Source organism: Kordiimonas marina, assembly GCF_023006325.1.
In the GTDB taxonomy this organism is placed as follows: Bacteria; Pseudomonadota; Alphaproteobacteria; order Sphingomonadales; family Kordiimonadaceae; genus Kordiimonas; species Kordiimonas marina.
Genome location: NZ_JAINDF010000003.1, coordinates 117,623 through 137,057, shown reverse-complemented (window position 1 = coordinate 137,057; position 19,435 = coordinate 117,623). Strand labels below are relative to the sequence as shown.

Sequence of the window (19,435 nt, the reverse complement as noted above, 5' to 3'; positions counted from 1 at the left end):
TGACCATGAGCATCTTCAAAATGCCGTCCCTCGGCGCCGACATGGACGCTGGCACACTGGTTGAATGGAATGTGAAGCCGGGTGATGCGGTCAAACGCGGCGATATTGTCGCCGTGGTCGAAACCCAGAAAGGCGCGATCGAGGTCGAGATTTTCGAAACCGGCACGGTCTCCAAGCTGTTGGTGGAGGAAGGCACCACCGTGCCTGTGGGCACACCGCTCGCTGAAATCGAAGGCGAAGGTGCAAAGCCTGAGGAAACACCAGCGCCAGCACCAGCGCCGACATCTGCTCCAACTCCGGCCCCAACACCAGAACCGACACCCGAACCTACGCCCGAGCCGACACAGGCGCCTACGCCAGCACCAACCTCGGCCCCAACACCTGCGCCGACTGAACTGCCTGCCGCACCTGATAAGGCTGGCGAGAAGCCTGTCTCCCCGGCCGCGCGCAAGCTGGCTGCTGAAAAGGGCATCGACGTTGCCAAGCTCAAGGGCTCAGGCCCTGACGGCGCCATCGTCTATGCCGATGTGGAAGCGGTTGTTGGTCCCACCCACAAGAAAGAGGCCCCAGTCTCCGGCCCAAGCAAGCCATCCGCCCATCCGGGGCTCGATTTCGCGGAAATGCGCAAAGCCATCGCGCAGGCCATGGCGAAATCGAAACGGGAAATCCCGCATTATTACCTCAAGCATCAGATCAATATGCGGGCGGCCAGCCTGTGGCTTGATGAGACAAATGCCGAGCGTCCGCCCGAGGCGCGGCTTCTGATGGGCACCCTGCTCGTCAAGGCCGTGAGCCTGGCGCTGACCCGTTACCCGGAATTCAATGGCTTCTACGAGAACGACACTTTCCGCGCCGTGCCGGAGGTCCATTGCGGGCTTGCGGTCGCGATCCGGGGTGGTGGTCTGATTGCCCCTGCGCTTCATGACTGTGAAACACTTTCGCTCGATGACCTGATGGCGGCGATGCGGGACCTGGTCGGCCGCGTGCGTACAGGCCACCTCAGAAGCTCGGAACTGTCGGACCCGACGGTTACGATAACAAGCCTGGGCGAGCGCGGTGTCGATGAGGTTTACGGCGTCATTTACCCGCCGCAGGTAGCAATCATCGGCTTCGGGACGCTAGAGACCCGGCCTGTGGCTACAGAAGACGGCTTGGATGCCGCCCCCACCATCATCGCAACGCTCGCCGCCGATCACCGTGTCAGTGATGGCAGGCGCGGCGCTCTGTTCCTCAGGGAAATCGAAAAACTCTTACAAGTGCCGGAGGCCCTATGACCCGCGAAGACCTGACCCGTATTTTTGCCGAAGAGCTCACCAAAATCGCGCCGGACGCCAGCCTGGACGGTGTTGGGGAAGACGAAGACCTGCGCGACGCGCTCGATTTGGACTCCATGGATATCTCGAACCTCATCATCGGCCTGCATGAACGGCTGGGCGTGAATATTCCGGATAAGGATGCCGCCAAGATGGTAACGCTCAAGGGCGCGATCGATTATCTGGCGGCTTTGGCCTGAACAGCCACCTCACAAACCCGTCGGGTAGGTTTCGTCGAGTTCACCCTGATGCCAGCGCGTTGGAATATCGAGCGGCTTGAGGGCGGCGGTTTCATCATAATGGATGAGAAAGTCGAACTGCTCCGGCAGGCAGGCGGTGAAATAATGGCTCTGCCGCTCGGTGTCCGGTCGGTAGATCACGCCGATTGCCCGCTGTAGCCGGGGCTCAAGCAGGAAATCCGTCATGGCGTTGTCGCCACGCAGGTCGAGCATGAAGCGCTTATGGTTCACATGGTGGAACAGGCGCTCATAACTGCCTTCCAAGGGTGGGCGAACACGTTTGCGGCCAGCAGGCTCATCCCATTCCGAGGCCGCGGTAACCTCGCCTATCGCGGTCGTAAAGCCGATCAGGAGCGCGTCCTCACCGTGGCTTTCCCGAACGAGCTGGCCGATATTGAACTCGCCGCGCTTGGCCATTTCCGTGGCCGCGGCATTGCCCAGATGGGAATTGTGCGCCCAGACAACGACTTTGGCTGGCCGGCCGAGCCTATCGCTCAAGTACGTGCTGATATCGCCAAGGGCTGAAAACATATGCTGGTCCCGGAGGTTCCAGCTGCTCGGCCTGCCCCGGAACATGGTGCGGTAATATTCCTCCGCATTCTTGACCAGCTTGGCATTCTGTTCGGCGCAGAAATAATCCTCGCCGTCGACAATGCCGCTGTCGGTCATATAACGGTAGGCCTTATGCCGAAGCTCGATAAGCTGTGTGGCGATCTCATGCTCACAGCTTTCTGTGAGGCCGAATTCCGCCGCCCGGCCATAAAGTTGCGGCTTGTGGATGAAGTCGGCCAAACAGCCATAACGGCGTCTCGCGCGCTGTGCCGCAGGCGGATCGCGCTCGTCCAGATAATCGATCACGGCATGGGCGGAGGTGTTCATGCTATAGAGATCGAGGCCATAAAAATGCACGGGCTGCAGGCGACCACCCCGGTCATTATAGTCCCGCAGCCAGCGGATAAAGTGCAGAACTTCGGTATTGGCCCACATCCAGGACGGGAAACGTTCGAACCGCTTGAGGGCATCCTCAGGCAACATATGCGGCCTTGTGCCGGTGACATACTGGTTGATGGCATAGGCATCGGGCCAGTCAGCCTCAACAGCGACGGCGTCATAGCCAAGTTCGGTAATGAGCCGCATGGTGATTTCCGCGCGCGCCCGGTAAAAATCCTGCGTCCCGTGGGAGGCTTCGCCGATCAGGACATAGGTCTTGTTCTCTGCGGCCTCGATAATCGGGTCATAATCCGCCATCGAACCGCCCAGCGGTATCGCGCGCTGCTCCAGGGAGCGGACCGTCAGTTTGTCCATTTCCGTCAGGCTCATGAGGCATTTCCTCCGTCAGGGCCGTACCGGCCCAACAAATCGATCACTTCCTGGTCGCTGGTTTGACCAAACACCTGATACCAGCGCCCGACACCCCAAAAAGGCGACGGCTGATAGAGGCAGATGACCGTATCGGCCAGCTCCGCTAGTTCTTCACAGGTTTCGTACGCGCCAACGGGAACCGCGACGATAATCGCGTCCGCCCCGAGTTTTCTGAGCGCCGCAACAGCCGCCTTCATGGTGGCGCCGGTCGCCAGCCCATCATCGACGACGATCACCGTCTTGGCGTGAAGGTCCGGCATCGGCCTTCCGCCCCGGTACAGTTGGTTCCGGCGGGCCAGTTCAGGCATTTCCCGCCTGACGGCGGCAGTGACGACCGTCTCATCCAGGCCAAGCTGGCGGATGATCTGGTCATTGAGGATGGTGGTGCCGCCCATGGCAATCGCGCCCATGGCTAATTCTTCCTGCCCCGGGACCCCCAGTTTGCGGACCAGCATGACATCAAGCGGAACTTTGAGGGCTTTGGCGACTTCAACGGCAACAGGTACCCCGCCACGGGGGAGCGCCAGCAGAACTAAACCCTGCTGCCCCTGATAATCCTGCAGGGCATCGGCCAGTTGCTGCCCGGCATCTGTCCGGTCACGGAAGTGCATGGCTGACCCCCGTGTGATGCTTGAACCATTCCGCGGCCTTCAGGGCGACCTGTTCCAACGTGCCGGGTTCCTCGAACAGGTGCGTGGCCCCGGGGATCACCTCAATCCGGGACTGGTTATTCAAATGCGCAAGGGCTTGCTCGTTCAAGGCAAGAACCTGGGTATCAAACCCGCCGACGATAAGCAGGGTCGGTGCCTTGACGGCGGGCAGATAGTCCCCGGCCATGTCCGGCCGGCCGCCGCGCGAAACGATGGCGGCAATCGGCACGTCACTGTCCGCCGCGGCGATCAGCGCAGCCCCTGCCCCCGTGCTGGAGCCAAAATAGCCGATATGGAGGTGGCGTGTCTCCTGCGTGGCATGGACCCACGCGGCGACGTTCGCCAGTCGTGTGGCAAGAAGCGGAATATTGAAGCGCAAATGCCCTGTCCGCATGTCTTCCTGCCCCTCGGCTTCCGTGAGCAGATCAATCAGCAGGGTCGCGATATTATGGCCATGCAGGACTTCCGCGACATACCAGTTTCGCGGGCTGAAACGGCTGCTGCCGCTGCCATGCGCAAATATTACGATCTGTGTTGCTGTGGCAGGCACCGTCAGGCGGCCTTCCAGCATCGCGCTTTCTGTGGGGACAGAAACCGTAACATCATAGATAGGATACGCTGTACTGGACCTCTTGGCAGGCACCGTCATTCTCCTTGCCCTTTCAGGTCGCGCAAAACGTGCGGCCAGCATGGCTGGCACCATAGGAACGTTAGCCTTGTCCGCCATTGATGTTGGTCAATCAGCCAGGAAATTTCACGCTTGAACAGGCGCGGCTCAAAGAAAAAGGCGGTGAAAACCTAAGGTTTTACACCGCCGATGAGTGCTTGGGGAGGAACTCAGGGGTTACTTAAGCTCTTGCAACTTATCGATCCGGTCACCCAGCGTATGTTCGGGGACGCCAATGAGGTTCTTGGCATACTCGCCCGAGACTTTGCTGAGGGTATGGGTATTGAGACCGGATTTGATAACCGCCATGGTCTTGGGAAGCGCAACAAGGATGACCTTGTCCATCTCTTCCTGCTGGGCGGCTTCGTTGATTTCATCTGCGACGGCGTGCAGGAAAATCTCGCTTTCCTGCTCCGGGAAGTCGGCATGGTCTTCATAGGCGAACCGGTGATGGGACGCGGACCCATGGCTGTGCCCTGGCCGGTCTGTCCCCTCTTCATGTTGGAAATTCCGCGCTTCCGGATGTTCCAGCATCAGAATCTGCTGCATAGCGCCATCCACATAATGCCGGGTGTAAATTTTAGCATGAGCGCGATCCGCCAGGACAATCCATTCGCGTTTCATCTCTGTCCTCATGGCTGTTCTCCGATCCTTCAAACGACCAACGTTGAGATGAAGATTACAACGCGGCAGAGAGCCCAGCATTGACCGACGTCAATCCCCCACGACCTTCTTTACGGGCAGGTCGGCTTCTGCACGGGCGGCGATATCGAACATTTCGAAGAAGCTGTCGCTGGTGACACTGATGCTATCGATCCCGGCCTCGACAAGGAAGCGGGTGAAGTCCGGATAGTCGGATGGGGCCTGTCCGCAAATACCGATGTGCCGCCCACCCCGGTGCGCGCCTTCAATCGCCATGGAGATTGCTTTCTTCACCGCGGGGTCGCGCTCATTGAAGGTGTCTGCCAGCTTGGCGGAGTCCCGGTCTACCCCAAGCACCAGTTGGGTCAGGTCATTGGAGCCGATTGAGAAACCGTCAAACCGCTTGGCGAACTCATCGATCGACAGCACGTTCGAGGGAATTTCACACATGATGTAGACTTGGAGGCCGTTCTCCCCACGTTTCAAGCCGCGGCTTTCCATGGCCCTCAGCACGCTTTCGGCTTCATGGATCGAGCGGCAGAAGGGGATCATCACCTTGACGTTCGTGAGCCCCATATCCTCCCGCACACGCTTGATGGCGGCACATTCGAGCGCGAAGGCCTCGGCATAGTCCGGGTGGATATAGCGCGCGGCCCCGCGGAAGCCGATCATCGGGTTGTCTTCAGCCCTTTCAAAGTCAGCCCCGCCCAGAAGCGCTGCATATTCGTTGGTTTTGAAGTCCGACATGCGCACGATCACCTGGCGGGGGTGGAAACTGGCAGCAATGGCTGCCACCCCTTCGGCCAGGGCGTTCACGAAAAACGCGCCACCATCCGGAAAATCACGGGTCAGCGCCTCGATGTTTTTGCGGGCGTCCACGTCCGTCACCTTGTCCGGGTGCAGAAGCGCCATCGGGTGTACGCCGACCGCATGGGTGATGATGAATTCGATCCGCGCCAGCCCGACACCGTCACTGGGCAGCATTCCCATCTGGAACCCCTGTTCCGGGTCGGCGATATTGACCATGATCTCGGTCTGGGGGCGCTTCAGTTTGCCAATATCGGTTTTTTGGACGCTGAAGGGAACGAGCCCGTCGAGCACCTCACCCGTTTCGCCATGCGCACAATTGACCGTCACTTCCATGCCGTCCTTGATCACCGCCATGGCATTGCCTGTGCCGACCACCGCCGGAATACCCAATTCGCGGGAGACAATGGCGCTGTGGCATGTCCTGCCGCCATGATCGGTCACAATCGCCGCCGCGCGTTTCATGATCGGCTCCCAATCGGGGCTGGTGGTTTTAGCAATCAGGATATCCCCGGTTTGGAAATCGCCGATCTCATCCTTGCTGAGCACCCGGCGCGCCGTGCCAGACGCGATTTTCTTGCCGACCGCGCGGCCTGACGTGATCACCGGCCCGGTCCCTTTGAGGGTAAAGCGCGTGACCTCGTTCGGGTTCACAAGCGACTCCACGGTCTCCGGCCGCGCCTGCAGGATGTAGAGCGTGCCGGTCACACCGTCCTTGCCCCATTCGATATCCATGGGGGTCTCATGGCCATAATGGCTGCTGTAATGGCTTTCGATGGCCAGCGCCGCGTCAGCGAGGCTCATGATCTCGTCATCACTCAGGCAATAGTGGCTCTGGTCTTCAGTGGGGACAGGTATTTCCTTGGGCGCCGCGGCCGGGTCGTCACCGCCACCGATCAATTTGGTCAGCTTCGCACCGCGCTTATGCCGGTAAACGGTGCGGTAGCCCGCGTTGAAGGTTGCCTTATGGACATAATATTCATCGGGCTCGACAATCCCCTGCACGATGCCCTCCCCCGTGCCGTAAACGGCGCTGATGAGCACGCTCTGGCGGGAGCCGGTTTCAGGGTCTAGCGTGAAGATAACGCCGGCCGAGGCCGTGTCGGAATGCACCATCATCTGCACGCCCACCGAGATCGCCACCGCCATATGATCAACCTTCTGGTCGATACGGTATGAAATCGCCCGGTCGTTATAGAGGGAGGCAAAACAGCGGCGGGTCGCATCCAGAAGTGCCTCTTCCCCTTCAATGAAAAGGTAACTGTCATGCTGGCCTGCGAAGGAAAGGCCAGGCAGGTCTTCCGCCGTGGCGCTTGAGCGCACGGCAACACTGACAGGGCGGCCAACCTTCTCCGATAAGTCGCGATAGGCTTTCCGGATCGCATCGGCGACGCCTTCGGGTATATTGGTGGCGAGAACAGCGTCGCGGATTTTTTGCCCTGTCGCCTGGAAGGCCCGCATGTCCGATTTGTCGAGTCCCTCCAGAAGGCCCGTAACTTTCTCCCGCAGGCCGTCCTGATCCAGGAACAGGCGGAAGGCTTCCGTCGTTACCGCGAAACCCGGCGGGACCCCGATCCCGTCCTTCGGCAAGCTACGGGTAAGTTCCCCCAGGGAGGCATTTTTGCCGCCTACAAGCGCCAGGTCGTCAAGGGACATACTGTCAAAGGAAAGGGTTAAGGCGGCCTGCCGGTTCATGGTGTGTGCTCCCGTATCGTGCTGTCATGGAAAGGCTTGTTTGGCGCTCATGATACTCTCTCAGGCCTCGGCGCCATTGACGCCGGTCAATCCTGTCAGAATGCAGCTTGCGACCTTCTGTGGGGTTGCGTCAAACGCGTAATCGGTCTATCCCGAGCGCCAGAAATTTTGTTCAGTTGTCACGCCACCGTCATTATGATTCTGTCATGATACGTCATGGCATGAAGCCTGCCTTTCCGGGACCAAAAATACGCGCTAGACTTGAATGTCGCGATTTTGACATGATCTTTGTCCAAGAAAATGCGACTTTAACGGACGTCATGGCCCCGAAAGTCCGTGCAGACGACAAACACAATAATAACCGCCAGACGACAAAACCAAAGCGAGACCACCGATGACAGCTGCTTTTGCAAGATTGGATCAAGCGAACGCACTTCCTGAGACGGACCAAATGGGCCCCGAACAGAAGTATGACGGCAGCAACGTGCGGGTCGCCCTCTTTTCTGGCAATTACAATTATGTCCGGGACGGCGCCAACCAGGCCCTAAACCGTCTGGTCGCCTTCCTCGAACGCCACGGCGCCACCGTTCGGGTTTATTCCCCTACGGTGAAGGAGCCTGCGTTCGAACCCCAAGGCACGCTGATCAGTGTGCCTTCGGTTCCCGTGCCGCTGAGACGTGAGTACCGCATCGCCCTTGGCCTGCCGAAGCGGATCGAACGGGACCTGGATGCCTTCGCCCCCAATGTCGTGCATATCTCCGCCCCTGATTTTCTCGGCCAGAAAGCCGTGCAATATGCCCGCAGCCGGGGGGTGCCTGTCGCGGCCTCCGTGCACACGCGTTTCGAAAATTACCTGCGTTATTATAAGCTTGGCTGGCTGGAGAACTATCTGACCCGTAAAATCAGCGGCACATACAACAGCTGTGATGAGATTTATGTTCCCACGCCCTGCATGGCGGACATCATGGCGGATTCCGGTGTCACCGTCCCGATCAAGATGTGGACACGGGGCGTGGAGACCAGCCTGTTCCGGCCTGACCGGCGGGACCTCAAATGGCGTCAGTCGCTGGGAATCGCGGATATCGATGTCGTCATTTCCTTCGTCGGCCGGCTTGTTTACGAAAAAGGCCTGGGCACTTATGCCGAAACCATCCGCACGCTCAAGGATCGCGGCCTCGATTTCAAGGTGATCGTCGTGGGCGAAGGCCCCGCGAAACAGTGGTTTCAGGAGCGAATGCCGGAGGCACTTTTCCTCGGCTTCATGAATGGCGAAGACCTGGCGCGCGCCTATGCGTCGTCCGATATTTTCCTCAACCCGTCGAGCACGGAAGCTTTCGGCAACGTCACCCTGGAGGCGATGGCCTCAGGCGTGCCGCCGGTTTGTGCCGATTCCACCGGCAGCAGATATCTTGTGCACAGCGGTGAAAACGGCTATCTGGTACCGCCAGAGGATGTCACGGCCTATGCGGACCGCTTGGAAAGCCTTATTTCCGACCGCGACCTGCGGCGGCGCTTCGCGACAGCAAGCATCGCACGCGGGCTGTCCTTCCAGTGGGATGCCATCCTCGGGGAAGTGCTTGGGCACTATCAGGCGCTGCTCGCCAAGGCTGAGACGCGCACCACATAAGGGCTTGGTCCTTTTTGGACCCCGCCGCGCGTCATCGTGAAGGTCGACCGTGAAGTTAATTGATGTTGCAGAATTCTACAGCGAACAAGGTGGTGGGGTAAAAACCTATATCCACCAGAAGCTGGAAGCCGGTAGCCGCTTTGGCGTCAAGACCATTATCGTTGCCCCCGGCGCTGAAGACCGGCGCGAGGAACGCGGCGCAGGCACGATCATCTGGGTCAAAGCGCCCCGCATTCCCGTCGACCACCGTTATCATATTTTCAATAAGATAGCCCCCATACTTCAGGTATTGGATGAGGAAAAGCCTGACGTTGTCGAAGGCTCCTCCCCCTGGATCGGCGGCAAAGCCGTGGCCAAGTGGCAAACGGATGCCGCAAAGTCCTTCTTCATCCACCAGGAACCTGTGTCCTCCTACCCGCAACTGCTGCTCGAGAATGTGCTGAAGCCGTCGCAGGTAGACTGGCTGTTCGGCTGGTTCTGGCGCTACTGGCGCAACCTCAGCAGTGCCTATGACACCAGCATCGTCAGCTCCAAATGGCTTGCCGACCGGTTTGAAGGCCTTGGTGTCCGTCGGCCGACGGTTGTGCCCTTTGGTATCGACAAGTCGCTGTTTTCGCCTTCCCTCAGGAATGAGGAAGTCCGGCGGGAGATGCTGGCAGCCTGCGGAATATCGGACCCCAATGCCCCGCTGATCCTCAGCATTTCCCGGCATCACCCGGAAAAACGCATCGGCACCATGATTGATGCGGCCGATAAATTGAACCGTAAACGCCCGGTTGGCCTTTATATCATTGGTGATGGCCCGCGCCGAAAAGCCGTTGAAAAACATGCCAGTAAGGTACCTGCCGTTCATGTGGCCGGGCAAATCGCTGACCGTCAGCGCATTGCCACCATGCTGGCGAGCGCAGACGCCATGGTGCACTGCTGTGCCTCGGAAACCTACGGTCTCGTCATCGCGGAAGCCCTGTGTTCAGGCCTGCCGCTTATCGTGCCGGACCGGGGCGGTGCCTTCGACCTTTCCGCGCCCGACTATGCCGAAAGCCATAAGGTTGGGGATGCCGACGCCTGCGCTGCAGCTATAGAGCGCTTGCTTGACCGCCCGCAGGAACCCCTTAGGGCCGCTGCGGCCGCTGCCGGCAAGACTATCCGCGAACCCGCCGACCATTTCGAGCATCTGTTCCGCCACTATGCTGAAGTCGCTGAAAAGAAGCGCGCGGGAACCGCAGAAAAGTCCCCGGAAGGTCAGTAAATAGTCTGATTATTAAATGGGTTACGTTGATTTCGCCAGCAGGTCCTGGTAGCGGATCGCAGTGCGCGTGCTCAACAGGCTCCTGAGCGCCCGGTCGATTTCCCGGGTCAGAACATCCTTGTCGAAATCATGCGGATGCAAGGCCTGGCGTACGATTTTCATCTGCGACAGGACAACCGTAGCAAGCCGCGACCACAGAAGCGAGCTTGCGGTGCGGGACCAGCTCCGGCTCGCGTAGGAGATAACCGGCGAGCGCTCGACCAGCATATGGCCATCGTTGGGCGCCCACACATTCATATGGTCCTCGGCGAAGGTGAAACCTTCGTCCTTGAGCGCGGCATGGGCGCCTTCGCCATAAAGCCAGGCTGGCGCGATGAAACCGCTTACAGGGCGGGAGAGGATATCTTCCAGAAGCTTACGGCCATCCCGGATACGGCCCAAGGCGTCTTCATGGCTGAGGCCCAGGAACTCCCCTTCCCCGGCGGTCATCTTGGTCGCCTTGAATTGGGCCATGCGGCCTTCGTGCTGGCTGGTATCCTTGTGATAGAAGCCGTGCAGGATCATCTCGACACCGGCATCGGCCTTCTCACGCAGCCACTGACCGAATTCAGGGTGCTTTTCCAAAGGCCACTCGCCCCAGAAATTGGGCACCACGAGCATGGCGTAATTATTGCCAAGGTCGGTCTTCTGCAAAAAGGCGTCAATCTCCCGCAGGCGGTCGAAATGCCGCGGGCTGACGTCGTGAATGCTGAAAAGAAGCTGCTTCATTGGCCCTGTTGTCCATCCTATCGGTCTTCAGCGCACTATAGCGCACGAAATTGCGTCCGTCCTGTGGCACAGGCGCGGGGCCCCGTCAACGGGCTTTGCCGCGCAACCACCGGACTTTTTTCGCCGTCCAGTCCGACAGGCGGAACATGATCGAAAGCGGATGACGCCCCGAGGTAAAGCCGAAGACATAGAAGAGCCTGAGGCTCAGCCCCGCAAATCCGAAGAAGACCGGCCACAGGATCAGCCCCGGGGCTGTACCTTCGATATTGGCGCCAAAATCCAACAGCTTGATCAGAAGGATGATGAGCGCGATGCCGACAACGATGCCCATCGGGGAGCGTTTCCGGGGCGGCGGTACCGCCAGCGCGATCGCAAGGAACGGGATGAACAAGGGCACCAGGAACCAGATGATCCGCCGCTGCGCTTCGCCACTATAGGCCTGGCGTTTCTCTGGCACGGTCTTGGTGGAATCCGAGAAGTGGATCAATTCACGAAGGGTCAGTTCGTTCTCTTGCCCCCCGCGATGGCGGAAACCGGGAATATCCGGCAAGGGTACCAGGATGTCATACTGGTCAAAGCCGATGGTTTCCGGGGCTGCAGGGTCGATCGCGGTTGTCAGGATAAGCCCGTCCCGCAGGCGGAACACCAGTTTGTCCGCGTCGCTGGACTGGTAGAAGTTGCCCTTGGCCGCAGTCGCGTAAGTGATGGAGCCCTTTTTATCCAGGACCTCGAGGAAGACATCATCCAGCGCGCCGGTTTTGCGGTCGACCGATTGCACCATCAGCGTGATACCCGGCCCCAGTTTGGTGAATTCGCCGGTCGAGATGGACCGGCCAAAGGCGCCACTGCGGGTCTTGAAGCTGAATTCGGCGAACTTGAACTCGGCATACGGCTCGATATAGCTGACCAGCACGGCATTCAGGACGGCGAACAGCGCACCATACATCAAGGGCACCCGGAGAAGCCGCCAGGGTGAGACCCGGCAGGCATTCATTGCCGCCAGTTCCTGATCATTCGCCAGCTTCTGATACACCAGCATGATGCCGAGAAGCAGGCTGATCGGCACCCCAATGGTCATATACTCAGGAACAAGATAGGCGAGCATGGAGAAAACCGCGCTCACGGGGCCGCTTGTCTGGACGACGAAACGGAACAGGTTCAGCATGTTTTCAATGAGCAGAAGCCCCACCGTCAGTGCCATGACGGCGCTGATCCGGACCAAAATCTGCTTGCTGATATAGCGCTCTAGAATCATCGAATTCGCTGGACACCCATAAGCCGCGGGCCCTATAAAACCCGCCAAACAGCATGTAGTTACCACAGTTTGCGGGCACTACACATAAAACAGGCCCGGACAGGATGACCGGGCGCCATTTGGCCGACCGTAGGCCAATGTAAAATTCATTGAAAGAATTTTGTCCGCCTATGGAAAAGATCTCGGCATTTTTTGGCCATCCCGTCCTCCAGCGCCTTGTCCGGTTCCTTCAAATCGGGCTGATGGTCGCGCTGGTGGTCTATCTTTTCGACCGCCTGTCTGATATCGGCTGGCATGAGGTGCTGGCGAATCTGCCGACCACGCCTGTGTTCTATATCGTTCTGATCCTGAATTTCCTGCTTCTGCCCGCAAGTGAGCTGCTGATCTACCGCCCCCTGTGGCCGACACCGACACCGCCCGCAGGCATGACGCTTGCGGCGCTGATGCGTAAGCAGGCCTTCAACGATGCCGTGATCGGCTATGGCGGCGAAGCATTCTTCTTCCTGTGGGGGCGCAGGCACCTGGGCCTGACGGCCGGCAAGGTCTTTTCGCTCATCAAGGACAATAACATCATCTCGGCGGCGACATCGTCGTCGGCAGCCTTGTTGATCGTCCTCCTGTTCGCGGCCATCGGCCAGCTCAAAATGATTACGGGCGGCGCACCGGAAGCCCTGCCCTATATCGCCGGGGCTTTGGGGATCGGCATTCTGGTGGTGCCGCTTTTGATGCTGTTTGGCCGCCATATCATCAAGATCCCGCGCAAGCAGGCCTGGCGCGTTGCGGGCCTGCATTTCGGCCGCATCATCCTGTTTGAAAGCCTGCTGATCACACAGTGGAGTGTGGTGCTGCCCGATGTGCCGGTTTCAACCTGGGTCGGCTTCATCGCCGCCAAGATGGTGCTGACGCGCATCCCGCTGATGCCCAACAAGGAGCTGATGCTCCTCGGGCTTGCCGTCACCATATCCAAGCATGTTCAGGCGGGTGAAGCGGCGCTGGCCGGGCTGTTCCTGGCCGGAACCGCGATCAGCCAAATCCTGAATGTCAGTGTGTTCCTGGGCACCAGCCTGCCGGGTGTGACCGGTCCGAAGACCGCCCTGCCCGACGACGAGCCCGCTTAGCGACGAACCCGGCGGCGTTTCTGATCCCGCGCAACCTCATCCTCAGAAAGCGGCCGAGCGGTCAGCCCCTGAACATAGTTCAGAATAACCGTCATCTTGTTTTCGCCCTTCTTGGCGGTAAAGGCGGTCTTTTCCCGCGCGGGCGTGCCCATACCGATTTTCGGGTTATTGGAGAAACCGAAGCCATCGCTCAGAACATTCAGCTTGTTGTTCTTGTCGCGGTCATGCAGGACGACGAGGATATATTTCTTGCCAGCTTCCGGAAGCGGCACGCAAACGGTGGGGTCTGAGGATGGGGTCTCGATCCGGACACGGCCGACCAGCTTGTCGAGATAGTCGCCTTCGATATCCGGGTGCAGCTCAACCGAAACATCGCCTGTGCGGTCCTTGAAGCCGGTTACATTGACCTCAAGCCAGCTTTCCGGCTTGCTTTTACAGTCCTTCAGGGCCGCGTAGGACGGGGCCGAGACAAAGGCGGCCAGAGCACCTGCCGCCGCGAGTTTGGCTAATACTGTCTTTTTCAAAAAATCCACCAGTCACCTCATACATTTGGGTGTTGTCATCATCCTCGGTGGCGTTTCCTCATTCCCCATATGGGGATTATTCCACCGCTTATCCAGCATTTAAGCAGGCATTTGCGGCAATCTTTTGTCATGGAGGACGAAAGCCTGGCTCCAGTCTGTGGTGAATTTGTCCAGAAACGCGTTGTTGCCGATACGCATGACCTCATCCCCCAGCATGGCGATATGGTCGCGGTCAGTATGGAAAAGCGTCATCCACAGGATGCGTTGCTCGCGCGGGAAAATGTCGGCCACATGGGCACAGTCACCGCGGCCGTGCGCCAGCCAGCGGGTCACGAAATCAAGACCGTACGCATTGTTGCGGATCATCATGAAGCCGCAGTTGGGCCCGCGCCGGTTGCGGCACAGCCGCACGCTGAGCGTATCAAGCGGGATCGGAATACCGAACCGGCGGGACACGTCTTCCGAGATGATGAAATCCTTGCCCGGATGTTTTTCGGTCAGGTACGTCATCGGCAGTTCGGGCCGGTTGACCATGGTGTCGGCATCGACGACAACCAGCCAATCGGCTTTCGATTTCTCCAAGTGCCGGCGCATCAGCTCGATCTTGGACCAGATCAGGTGCATGTCCTCGAGGACCGGCTCCCGCCACACCGTGAACTCATAGCCGTGCCGGTCACAGTAAGCCTGCCAGTTGGCTTTTGTGGTATCGGCATAATAATCGATATTGGGGGTCGCAAGCATTGCGACATCAAAAGTGGGGTTGGCCACTCGCCGGTCTCCTACCTGTCCTCATGCCCCACAAAACCAGCCGCGAGGCCTTCCTTGCGGGCGGTGTCATCCCGTTCGCGCTACCCGCATAGCAAGTGTGGACGCATTAGTCCAGAAACAGCGCACGCCCGCGTCATATAGCGCCTGAGGACATGATGGCTTCCGAGCCCGTCACCACATCCAGCATCTCGGAGGTGATGCTTTCCTGCCTCAGGCTATGTTCCTGCCGCTCGAAGCCATCGAGCTTGTCGCTGATGTTATGATCGGCGGATTCCATCACCCCAAGCCGGGCGCCGTTTTCACTGGCGAGCGATTCCATGATCGCACCGGTGATCTCAGCCAGCAGATATTCATTGGCAAGGCGGGTGATGAGGGTTTCCGGGTCAAGGTGATGCAGGGGCGGTTTTGGACCGGCCTTGCCTTTGAGGAGCACAGGGTCAAGCGGGAGGATGCTTCTGAGCGCCACATCATAACGACCGCCTTTCTCATACCGGCCGTAAACCACACGAGCCCTGACGGCGGTCGCCATATAATCCGCCACGCGGCGCGCAACGGCAAGGACACCGCCAACATGGGTCGCCATCGGGAATTGCTTCACGCTTTCAAGGCTGCGTTCTTCGGCAAGCCCCGCCCCGCGTTGACCAACAATAACCAGTTTCTCATCCGGCAGGCGCTCAGCCAAGGCATGGTTCAGCAGCTTTTCGTTGAAGCCGCCGACAAACCCGTGTTCGGAGCAGACGACGAGCAGAAGGTCCTGGTTGCCCGTGGCGTGGTTGCCGTCACCACGACCCGTCTCCGGCAGCAAGGCGGCCCCTTCAAGGATCGCATCCTCCACCACGCTGACATATTGCCGGATGCCTTCGAGCGCGCCCTGTGCCTGTTGCACGTGTGACGCCGCCAACGCCCGCAGGGCATGGATAAGGTCCTGCAGCTCCTTCAGGCTTTCGATACGCTTTTGCAGGCGGGGCAGCTGTTCCATGTCAACCGGCCTCAGCCTCATCTCCGCTGCCAGCCAGACAGGCGTCAATGGCGGAGAGAAGATCGGCCCTGTCTTCCTCCGACAGGTCACCGGTTTGAAGGATGCGCGCTACCGTCCGTGGGATATGCGTCTCAATCCATCCGCCGATCGCGGCTTTGAAGGCGGCGATGTCTTCCGCGCTCTTGTCATCCAGGCGTCCTTCATGGACCGCCAGCAACAAGGCGACCTCTACCTGCATGGGCTGGGGCTTATATTCCGGCTGGGTCAGGATCGCGCGGATGCTGCGGCCGTGGGCGATGGCCTTCTTGCTGCGTTCATCGACCATGGCGCCGAAGCGGGTGAAAACCTCAAGTTCCAGGAACTGCGCGTAATCCAGCTTCAGCCGTTTGGCGAGGCCCTTGATCGCGGGCGCCTGGGTCTGGCCACCAACGCGGGAAACGCTCATGCCCACATTTACCGCGGGCTTGTGGCCTTCATAGAAAAGCTTGGGCTCCAGATAGATCTGCCCGTCGGTGATGGATATCAGGTTCGTCGGGATATAGGCGGTGAGGTTCCCTGCCTGGGTTTCGGCGATCGGCAATGCGGTCAGCGAGCCGCCGCCCAACTCCTTGTTCAGTTTCGCCGCCCGCTCCAACAGGCGCGCATGGATATAGAAGACATCGCCCGGATAGGCTTCGCGCCCCGGCGGCTTACGGAGCAGCAGCGACAGTTGCCGGTACACGATGGCATGTTTGGTCAGGTCATCGATGATCAGGAGCGCATCCTGCCCGCGGTCCCGGAAATATTCGGCCATGGTGCAGGCGGTATAGGGCGTCACCCATTGGGCACCGGGCGGCATGTCAGCCTCCCCCACCACGAAAATACAGTGGTCGATCGCCCCATGTTCTCGCACCGCCTCAACGACCTGGTTCACCGCAGACGCCTTCTGCCCGATGGCGGCATAGATGCAGATCACATCGCTATCCCGCTGGTTGATGATGGTATCAACGGCGATGGCGGTTTTGCCGGTCTTGCGGTCACCGATGATCAGCTCGCGCTGGCCGCGGCCGAGCGGGATCATGGCATCGATGACGTTGATCCCCGTCATCAGGGGCTGGGTGACAAGGTCACGGTCGACAATGCCCGGCGCGGGTCGCTCGATGGGGTCTTGGCGCTCGGCCTCAACCGCCGCACCGCCATCGAGCGGCTGGCCGAGAGAATCCACCACGCGGCCAAGGAGCGCCTCGCCCACGGGTACGCGGATCACCTGCCCGGTGCCGTGCACCTGGCTGCCAGCCCTGATGCCGTCACCGCCACCCAGAAGCGCGCACCCGACCGAGGTTTCATCCACCCGGAAGGCAAGCCCCAGCGTACCGTCAGAAAACATCAGCAGTTCATCCAGCCGGGTCCGCGGCAGGCTGACAACCACCGCCACACCGTCCCCGATGTGGGAGACCGTGCCGACATGGTCGAGCTTGGGCGCAACGGTCAGCCCCTCGAGCTTGTCCTTGGCTTCCGGCAGCCAGGCAGCGATATCGTCCTTAAGCGTGGTCATCACCGCTCATGGCCTCCCTGGCTTTGGCCAACTGATCAGCCCAGGTGAAGCGGATCACGGCATGGGGGGCATGAAGCTCAGCGCCACCCAGGATATCCGCCCGGGTTTTGAAGGCTACTGTTTCAACACCTGGCATGTGCGCCTGCAGGCGGGAGAGCCACTGTTTCTTTTCGGCAGCTTTCAGCGCCTGGGCTGTCACCACGGTGAGTTCAGCACCCTCTTCCGTCAGATCAGCACGCAGGCTTTCCATCTCAGCTTTCGGTAAAGTCTTCAGATGCGCGTCAATCCGCTCCAGAAAGGCACTTTGCGGAATATCGAGGTCCGCCCGTTTGATCAGCCCTGCCGCCATATCAAGCGCTAGGCCGCTCATCTCGCCCTGCAGGTCCTTGAGGGCGGCCCCCCGTTCCTTGGTGATGGCCGCCTTGGCGTCATCGATGATCTTGGCAGCTTCTGCCTTGGCTTCCTTGATCGTCGCCTGGCGTTCGGCGTCCGCTTCCTCATGCAGCTTCTTGAGCAGCGCCTGGCGTTCGCCTGCGAGCGCGGCCTTGCCGTCCTCATACTGCTTTTTGGCAACATCGGCCTCGGCCTCCCGCTTTTCAGCCTCGGCGAAGGCCTCATCGGCAAGCGCCTTCCGCTTGGCGATAATCTCCTTCACAGGCTTATAGAGAAGCCGCTTGAGCAGCCATACCAGGATCAGGAAATTGAGCGCCTGCAGCGCGAATGTCCACCAGTCTATGGTCATGCGTTAGCTCACGAACGGGTTGGCATAAAGTAGCAGGAGCGCGATCACGAGACAGTAGATCGCCATGGTTTCGATCATGGCGAGGCCGACAAACAGCGTGCGGGAGATCGTCCCCGCCGCTTCAGGCTGCCGCGCGATGGCATCCATGGCTGAGGCAACCGCCCGGCCTTCACCGAGGGCTGGCCCAATGGCCCCGAACGACACGGCAATCGCCGCCCCGAGAATACTGATCATTTGTATTGTCATGCTGACATTTCCTCCTTTATCCGGCTTCAACGCTGCCGATGGCGGCGCCGATAAACACGGCGGCGAGAACAGTGAAAATATAGGCCTGGACGATCCCGATCAGCACACCCAGAAGCATGAAGGGGATCGGCATGAAAAGCCCGGCCAGGAACACGACGATGGCGATGACGAACTCATGGCTCATCATATTGCCGAACAGCCGGATCATCAGTGAGAAGACGCGGGTGAATTCCGACAGAATATTCAGGGGCAAAAGCAAGGGGCTCGGTTTCACATAATGGCGCACATAGCCCGCGAACCCTTTGGTCCTAATGCCGAAATAATGCACCGACAGGAACACCAGCGCCGCAAGGGCTGCCGGGGTTTCGATATGCCCGGTCGGCGGTTTCAAGCCCGGCACGATGGCGGACAGGTTGGCAACCGCAAGGAAGATGAACAGCGTCGCCAGAAGCGGCACAAAGGGCCACGGGTCACGCCGGACGATATCCTTCACCTGCTTCTCAAGGGCTTCGACGATGATCTCGAGCACGGTCTGAAGCGTCCCGGCTTCCACACGCGGGCGCCTGAAGCCCAGCCAGCAGATGAAGCTGAGTGCGGCCATGATGCCCCATGTCGTCACCACAGGCTGGCTGATCGGGATCGGCCCGATATGGAACAGGATATCTTCGGCAAGTGGGCTGGTGCTCAGGCTCATGACGGCATCCCCTTACGCTGGACGACGTAGCGGCCGATCAGGAACCCGGCGAGCGCGGTCAGGAGCGGCAGCGCCCCTGCCTGCGCGATCAGCCAGAAACTCCCGCCTGCTATCACATACCGGCTGAGGTAAAGCGGCAAAATACGTGTGAGCGCCGCCCCCGATGCCTGCAGCCGCACCGACCACAGAAGCAGGCCAAAGAAACAGATGCCCAGCGCAAGCCCGCCCACGGCATAAAGGATAAGCTCAGGTCCAATGTGTGCGTTCATTCTTTCCCCACCCTTTGCCATGCGAGGTAACAGCCGAAGGCCACACCAAGGAACAGGCAGGCACCCGTAAGCTGGATGTTGGTGCCAAACAGGCCATCAAGCCAACGGCCGACAAAGACGCCCAGAAGCGTCGGCACGATGATCAGCCAGCCAAGTGCCCCGATCATCGACATATTCTGCCACAAGGAGCGTTCGCCCTCACGCTCCCACAGCGTACGGCGCTGCTCTCTAAGCTCGACCGCCTTGTGCATATCCTTGGCGTCCTTTTCGCCGTTTTTACCGGTCAT

The 19,435-nt window shown here is 59.6% G+C and carries 21 protein-coding genes; 5 read left to right on the top strand and 16 right to left on the bottom strand.

Annotated features, from left to right (window positions below):
- The first annotated feature begins 5 nt into the window (after positions 1–5).
- Both K6118_RS07100 and K6118_RS07095 read left to right on the top strand, forming a co-directional pair.
- Positions 6–1,274 (top strand): dihydrolipoamide acetyltransferase family protein, encoded by a 1,269-nt coding sequence (locus K6118_RS07100; RefSeq protein WP_247119543.1) that lies wholly within the window; start codon positions 6–8, stop codon positions 1,272–1,274.
- Positions 1,271–1,513, top strand: coding sequence for an acyl carrier protein (locus K6118_RS07095; protein ID WP_247119542.1), 243 nt, complete (start codon positions 1,271–1,273; stop codon positions 1,511–1,513). Before K6118_RS07100 ends, K6118_RS07095 begins: the two co-directional genes overlap by 4 nt.
- Before the next feature lie 9 nt (positions 1,514–1,522).
- On the opposite strand, the gene K6118_RS07090 is transcribed toward K6118_RS07095, so the two are convergent.
- From K6118_RS07090 to ppsA, 5 genes are all read right to left on the bottom strand, one after another.
- Positions 1,523–2,872, bottom strand: a complete 1,350-nt coding sequence (locus tag K6118_RS07090) for an erythromycin esterase family protein (RefSeq protein ID WP_247119541.1) — start codon at positions 2,870–2,872, stop codon at positions 1,523–1,525.
- Positions 2,869–3,525 (bottom strand): phosphoribosyltransferase, encoded by a 657-nt coding sequence (locus K6118_RS07085; RefSeq protein ID WP_247119540.1) that lies wholly within the window; start codon positions 3,523–3,525, stop codon positions 2,869–2,871. Before K6118_RS07085 ends, K6118_RS07090 begins: the two co-directional genes overlap by 4 nt.
- Positions 3,512–4,213, bottom strand: coding sequence for a dienelactone hydrolase family protein (locus K6118_RS17325; protein ID WP_425531543.1), 702 nt, complete (start codon positions 4,211–4,213; stop codon positions 3,512–3,514). The genes K6118_RS07085 and K6118_RS17325 overlap by 14 nt, the downstream gene beginning before the upstream one ends.
- Positions 4,214–4,408: 195 nt before the next feature.
- Positions 4,409–4,867: a host attachment protein gene (locus tag K6118_RS07075; RefSeq protein WP_247119538.1), complete on the bottom strand. Its 459-nt coding sequence runs from the start codon at positions 4,865–4,867 to the stop codon at positions 4,409–4,411.
- Positions 4,868–4,945: 78 nt separating this feature from the next.
- Entirely contained in the window at positions 4,946–7,375 is a 2,430-nt protein-coding gene (gene ppsA, locus K6118_RS07070) for a phosphoenolpyruvate synthase (RefSeq protein ID WP_281500671.1), read from the bottom strand.
- Positions 7,376–7,826: 451 nt separating this feature from the next.
- Between ppsA and K6118_RS07065 the strand changes: the two genes are divergently transcribed.
- Together K6118_RS07065 and K6118_RS17505 are read left to right on the top strand one after the other, a co-directional pair.
- Positions 7,827–9,002 carry a glycosyltransferase family 4 protein gene (locus tag K6118_RS07065; protein WP_247119536.1) on the top strand — a complete coding sequence of 392 codons (1,176 nt, stop codon included), beginning with the start codon at positions 7,827–7,829 and terminating at the stop codon, positions 9,000–9,002.
- A 49-nt stretch (positions 9,003–9,051) separates the two neighbouring features.
- The gene (locus tag K6118_RS17505; RefSeq protein ID WP_247119535.1) at positions 9,052–10,251 is read left to right on the top strand and encodes a glycosyltransferase; all 1,200 of its coding nucleotides are present in this window, start codon (positions 9,052–9,054) and stop codon (positions 10,249–10,251) included.
- Positions 10,252–10,272: 21 nt separating this feature from the next.
- Here the strand turns inward: K6118_RS17505 and K6118_RS07055 are convergent, their stop codons facing one another.
- Together K6118_RS07055 and K6118_RS07050 are read right to left on the bottom strand one after the other, a co-directional pair.
- On the bottom strand, positions 10,273–11,019 hold the full coding sequence (locus tag K6118_RS07055) for a DUF2334 domain-containing protein (RefSeq protein WP_247119534.1): 747 nt from the start codon (positions 11,017–11,019) through the stop codon (positions 10,273–10,275).
- An 85-nt stretch (positions 11,020–11,104) separates the two neighbouring features.
- Positions 11,105–12,274, bottom strand: a complete 1,170-nt coding sequence (locus tag K6118_RS07050) for an LptF/LptG family permease (RefSeq protein WP_247119533.1) — start codon at positions 12,272–12,274, stop codon at positions 11,105–11,107.
- Between the two features lie 170 nt (positions 12,275–12,444).
- Here K6118_RS07050 and K6118_RS07045 point away from each other — a divergent pair, with 170 nt between their 5' ends.
- Entirely contained in the window at positions 12,445–13,392 is a 948-nt protein-coding gene (locus K6118_RS07045; RefSeq protein WP_247119532.1) for a hypothetical protein, read from the top strand.
- Here K6118_RS07045 and K6118_RS07040 read toward each other — a convergent pair.
- The 9 genes from K6118_RS07040 to K6118_RS07000 all read right to left on the bottom strand — a co-directional run bounded on the left by K6118_RS07040 (position 13,389) and on the right by K6118_RS07000 (position 19,435).
- Entirely contained in the window at positions 13,389–13,925 is a 537-nt protein-coding gene (locus K6118_RS07040; protein ID WP_247119531.1) for a DUF2141 domain-containing protein, read from the bottom strand. The genes K6118_RS07045 and K6118_RS07040 overlap by 4 nt on opposite strands.
- Positions 13,926–14,015: 90 nt before the next feature.
- On the bottom strand, positions 14,016–14,684 hold the full coding sequence (locus K6118_RS07035; protein WP_247119530.1) for a glycosyltransferase family protein: 669 nt from the start codon (positions 14,682–14,684) through the stop codon (positions 14,016–14,018).
- Positions 14,685–14,817: 133 nt separating this feature from the next.
- Positions 14,818–15,663, bottom strand: a complete 846-nt coding sequence (locus K6118_RS07030) for a F0F1 ATP synthase subunit gamma (RefSeq protein ID WP_247119529.1) — start codon at positions 15,661–15,663, stop codon at positions 14,818–14,820.
- A gap of 1 nt (position 15,664) precedes the next feature.
- Entirely contained in the window at positions 15,665–17,197 is a 1,533-nt protein-coding gene (locus K6118_RS07025) for a F0F1 ATP synthase subunit alpha (RefSeq protein WP_247119528.1), read from the bottom strand.
- The gene (locus tag K6118_RS07020; protein WP_247119527.1) at positions 17,184–17,939 is read right to left on the bottom strand and encodes a F0F1 ATP synthase subunit B family protein; all 756 of its coding nucleotides are present in this window, start codon (positions 17,937–17,939) and stop codon (positions 17,184–17,186) included. Before K6118_RS07020 ends, K6118_RS07025 begins: the two co-directional genes overlap by 14 nt.
- 3 nt (positions 17,940–17,942) lie before the next feature.
- Entirely contained in the window at positions 17,943–18,185 is a 243-nt protein-coding gene (locus K6118_RS07015; RefSeq protein ID WP_247119526.1) for a F0F1 ATP synthase subunit C, read from the bottom strand.
- 16 nt (positions 18,186–18,201) lie between these two features.
- The gene (gene atpB / locus K6118_RS07010) at positions 18,202–18,879 is read right to left on the bottom strand and encodes a F0F1 ATP synthase subunit A (RefSeq protein ID WP_247119525.1); all 678 of its coding nucleotides are present in this window, start codon (positions 18,877–18,879) and stop codon (positions 18,202–18,204) included.
- Positions 18,876–19,148 carry an ATP synthase subunit I gene (locus tag K6118_RS07005; protein WP_247119524.1) on the bottom strand — a complete coding sequence of 91 codons (273 nt, stop codon included), beginning with the start codon at positions 19,146–19,148 and terminating at the stop codon, positions 18,876–18,878. Before K6118_RS07005 ends, atpB begins: the two co-directional genes overlap by 4 nt.
- Complete coding sequence (locus tag K6118_RS07000) at positions 19,145–19,435, bottom strand: AtpZ/AtpI family protein (RefSeq protein ID WP_247119523.1); 291 nt, start codon at positions 19,433–19,435, stop codon at positions 19,145–19,147. The genes K6118_RS07005 and K6118_RS07000 overlap by 4 nt, the downstream gene beginning before the upstream one ends.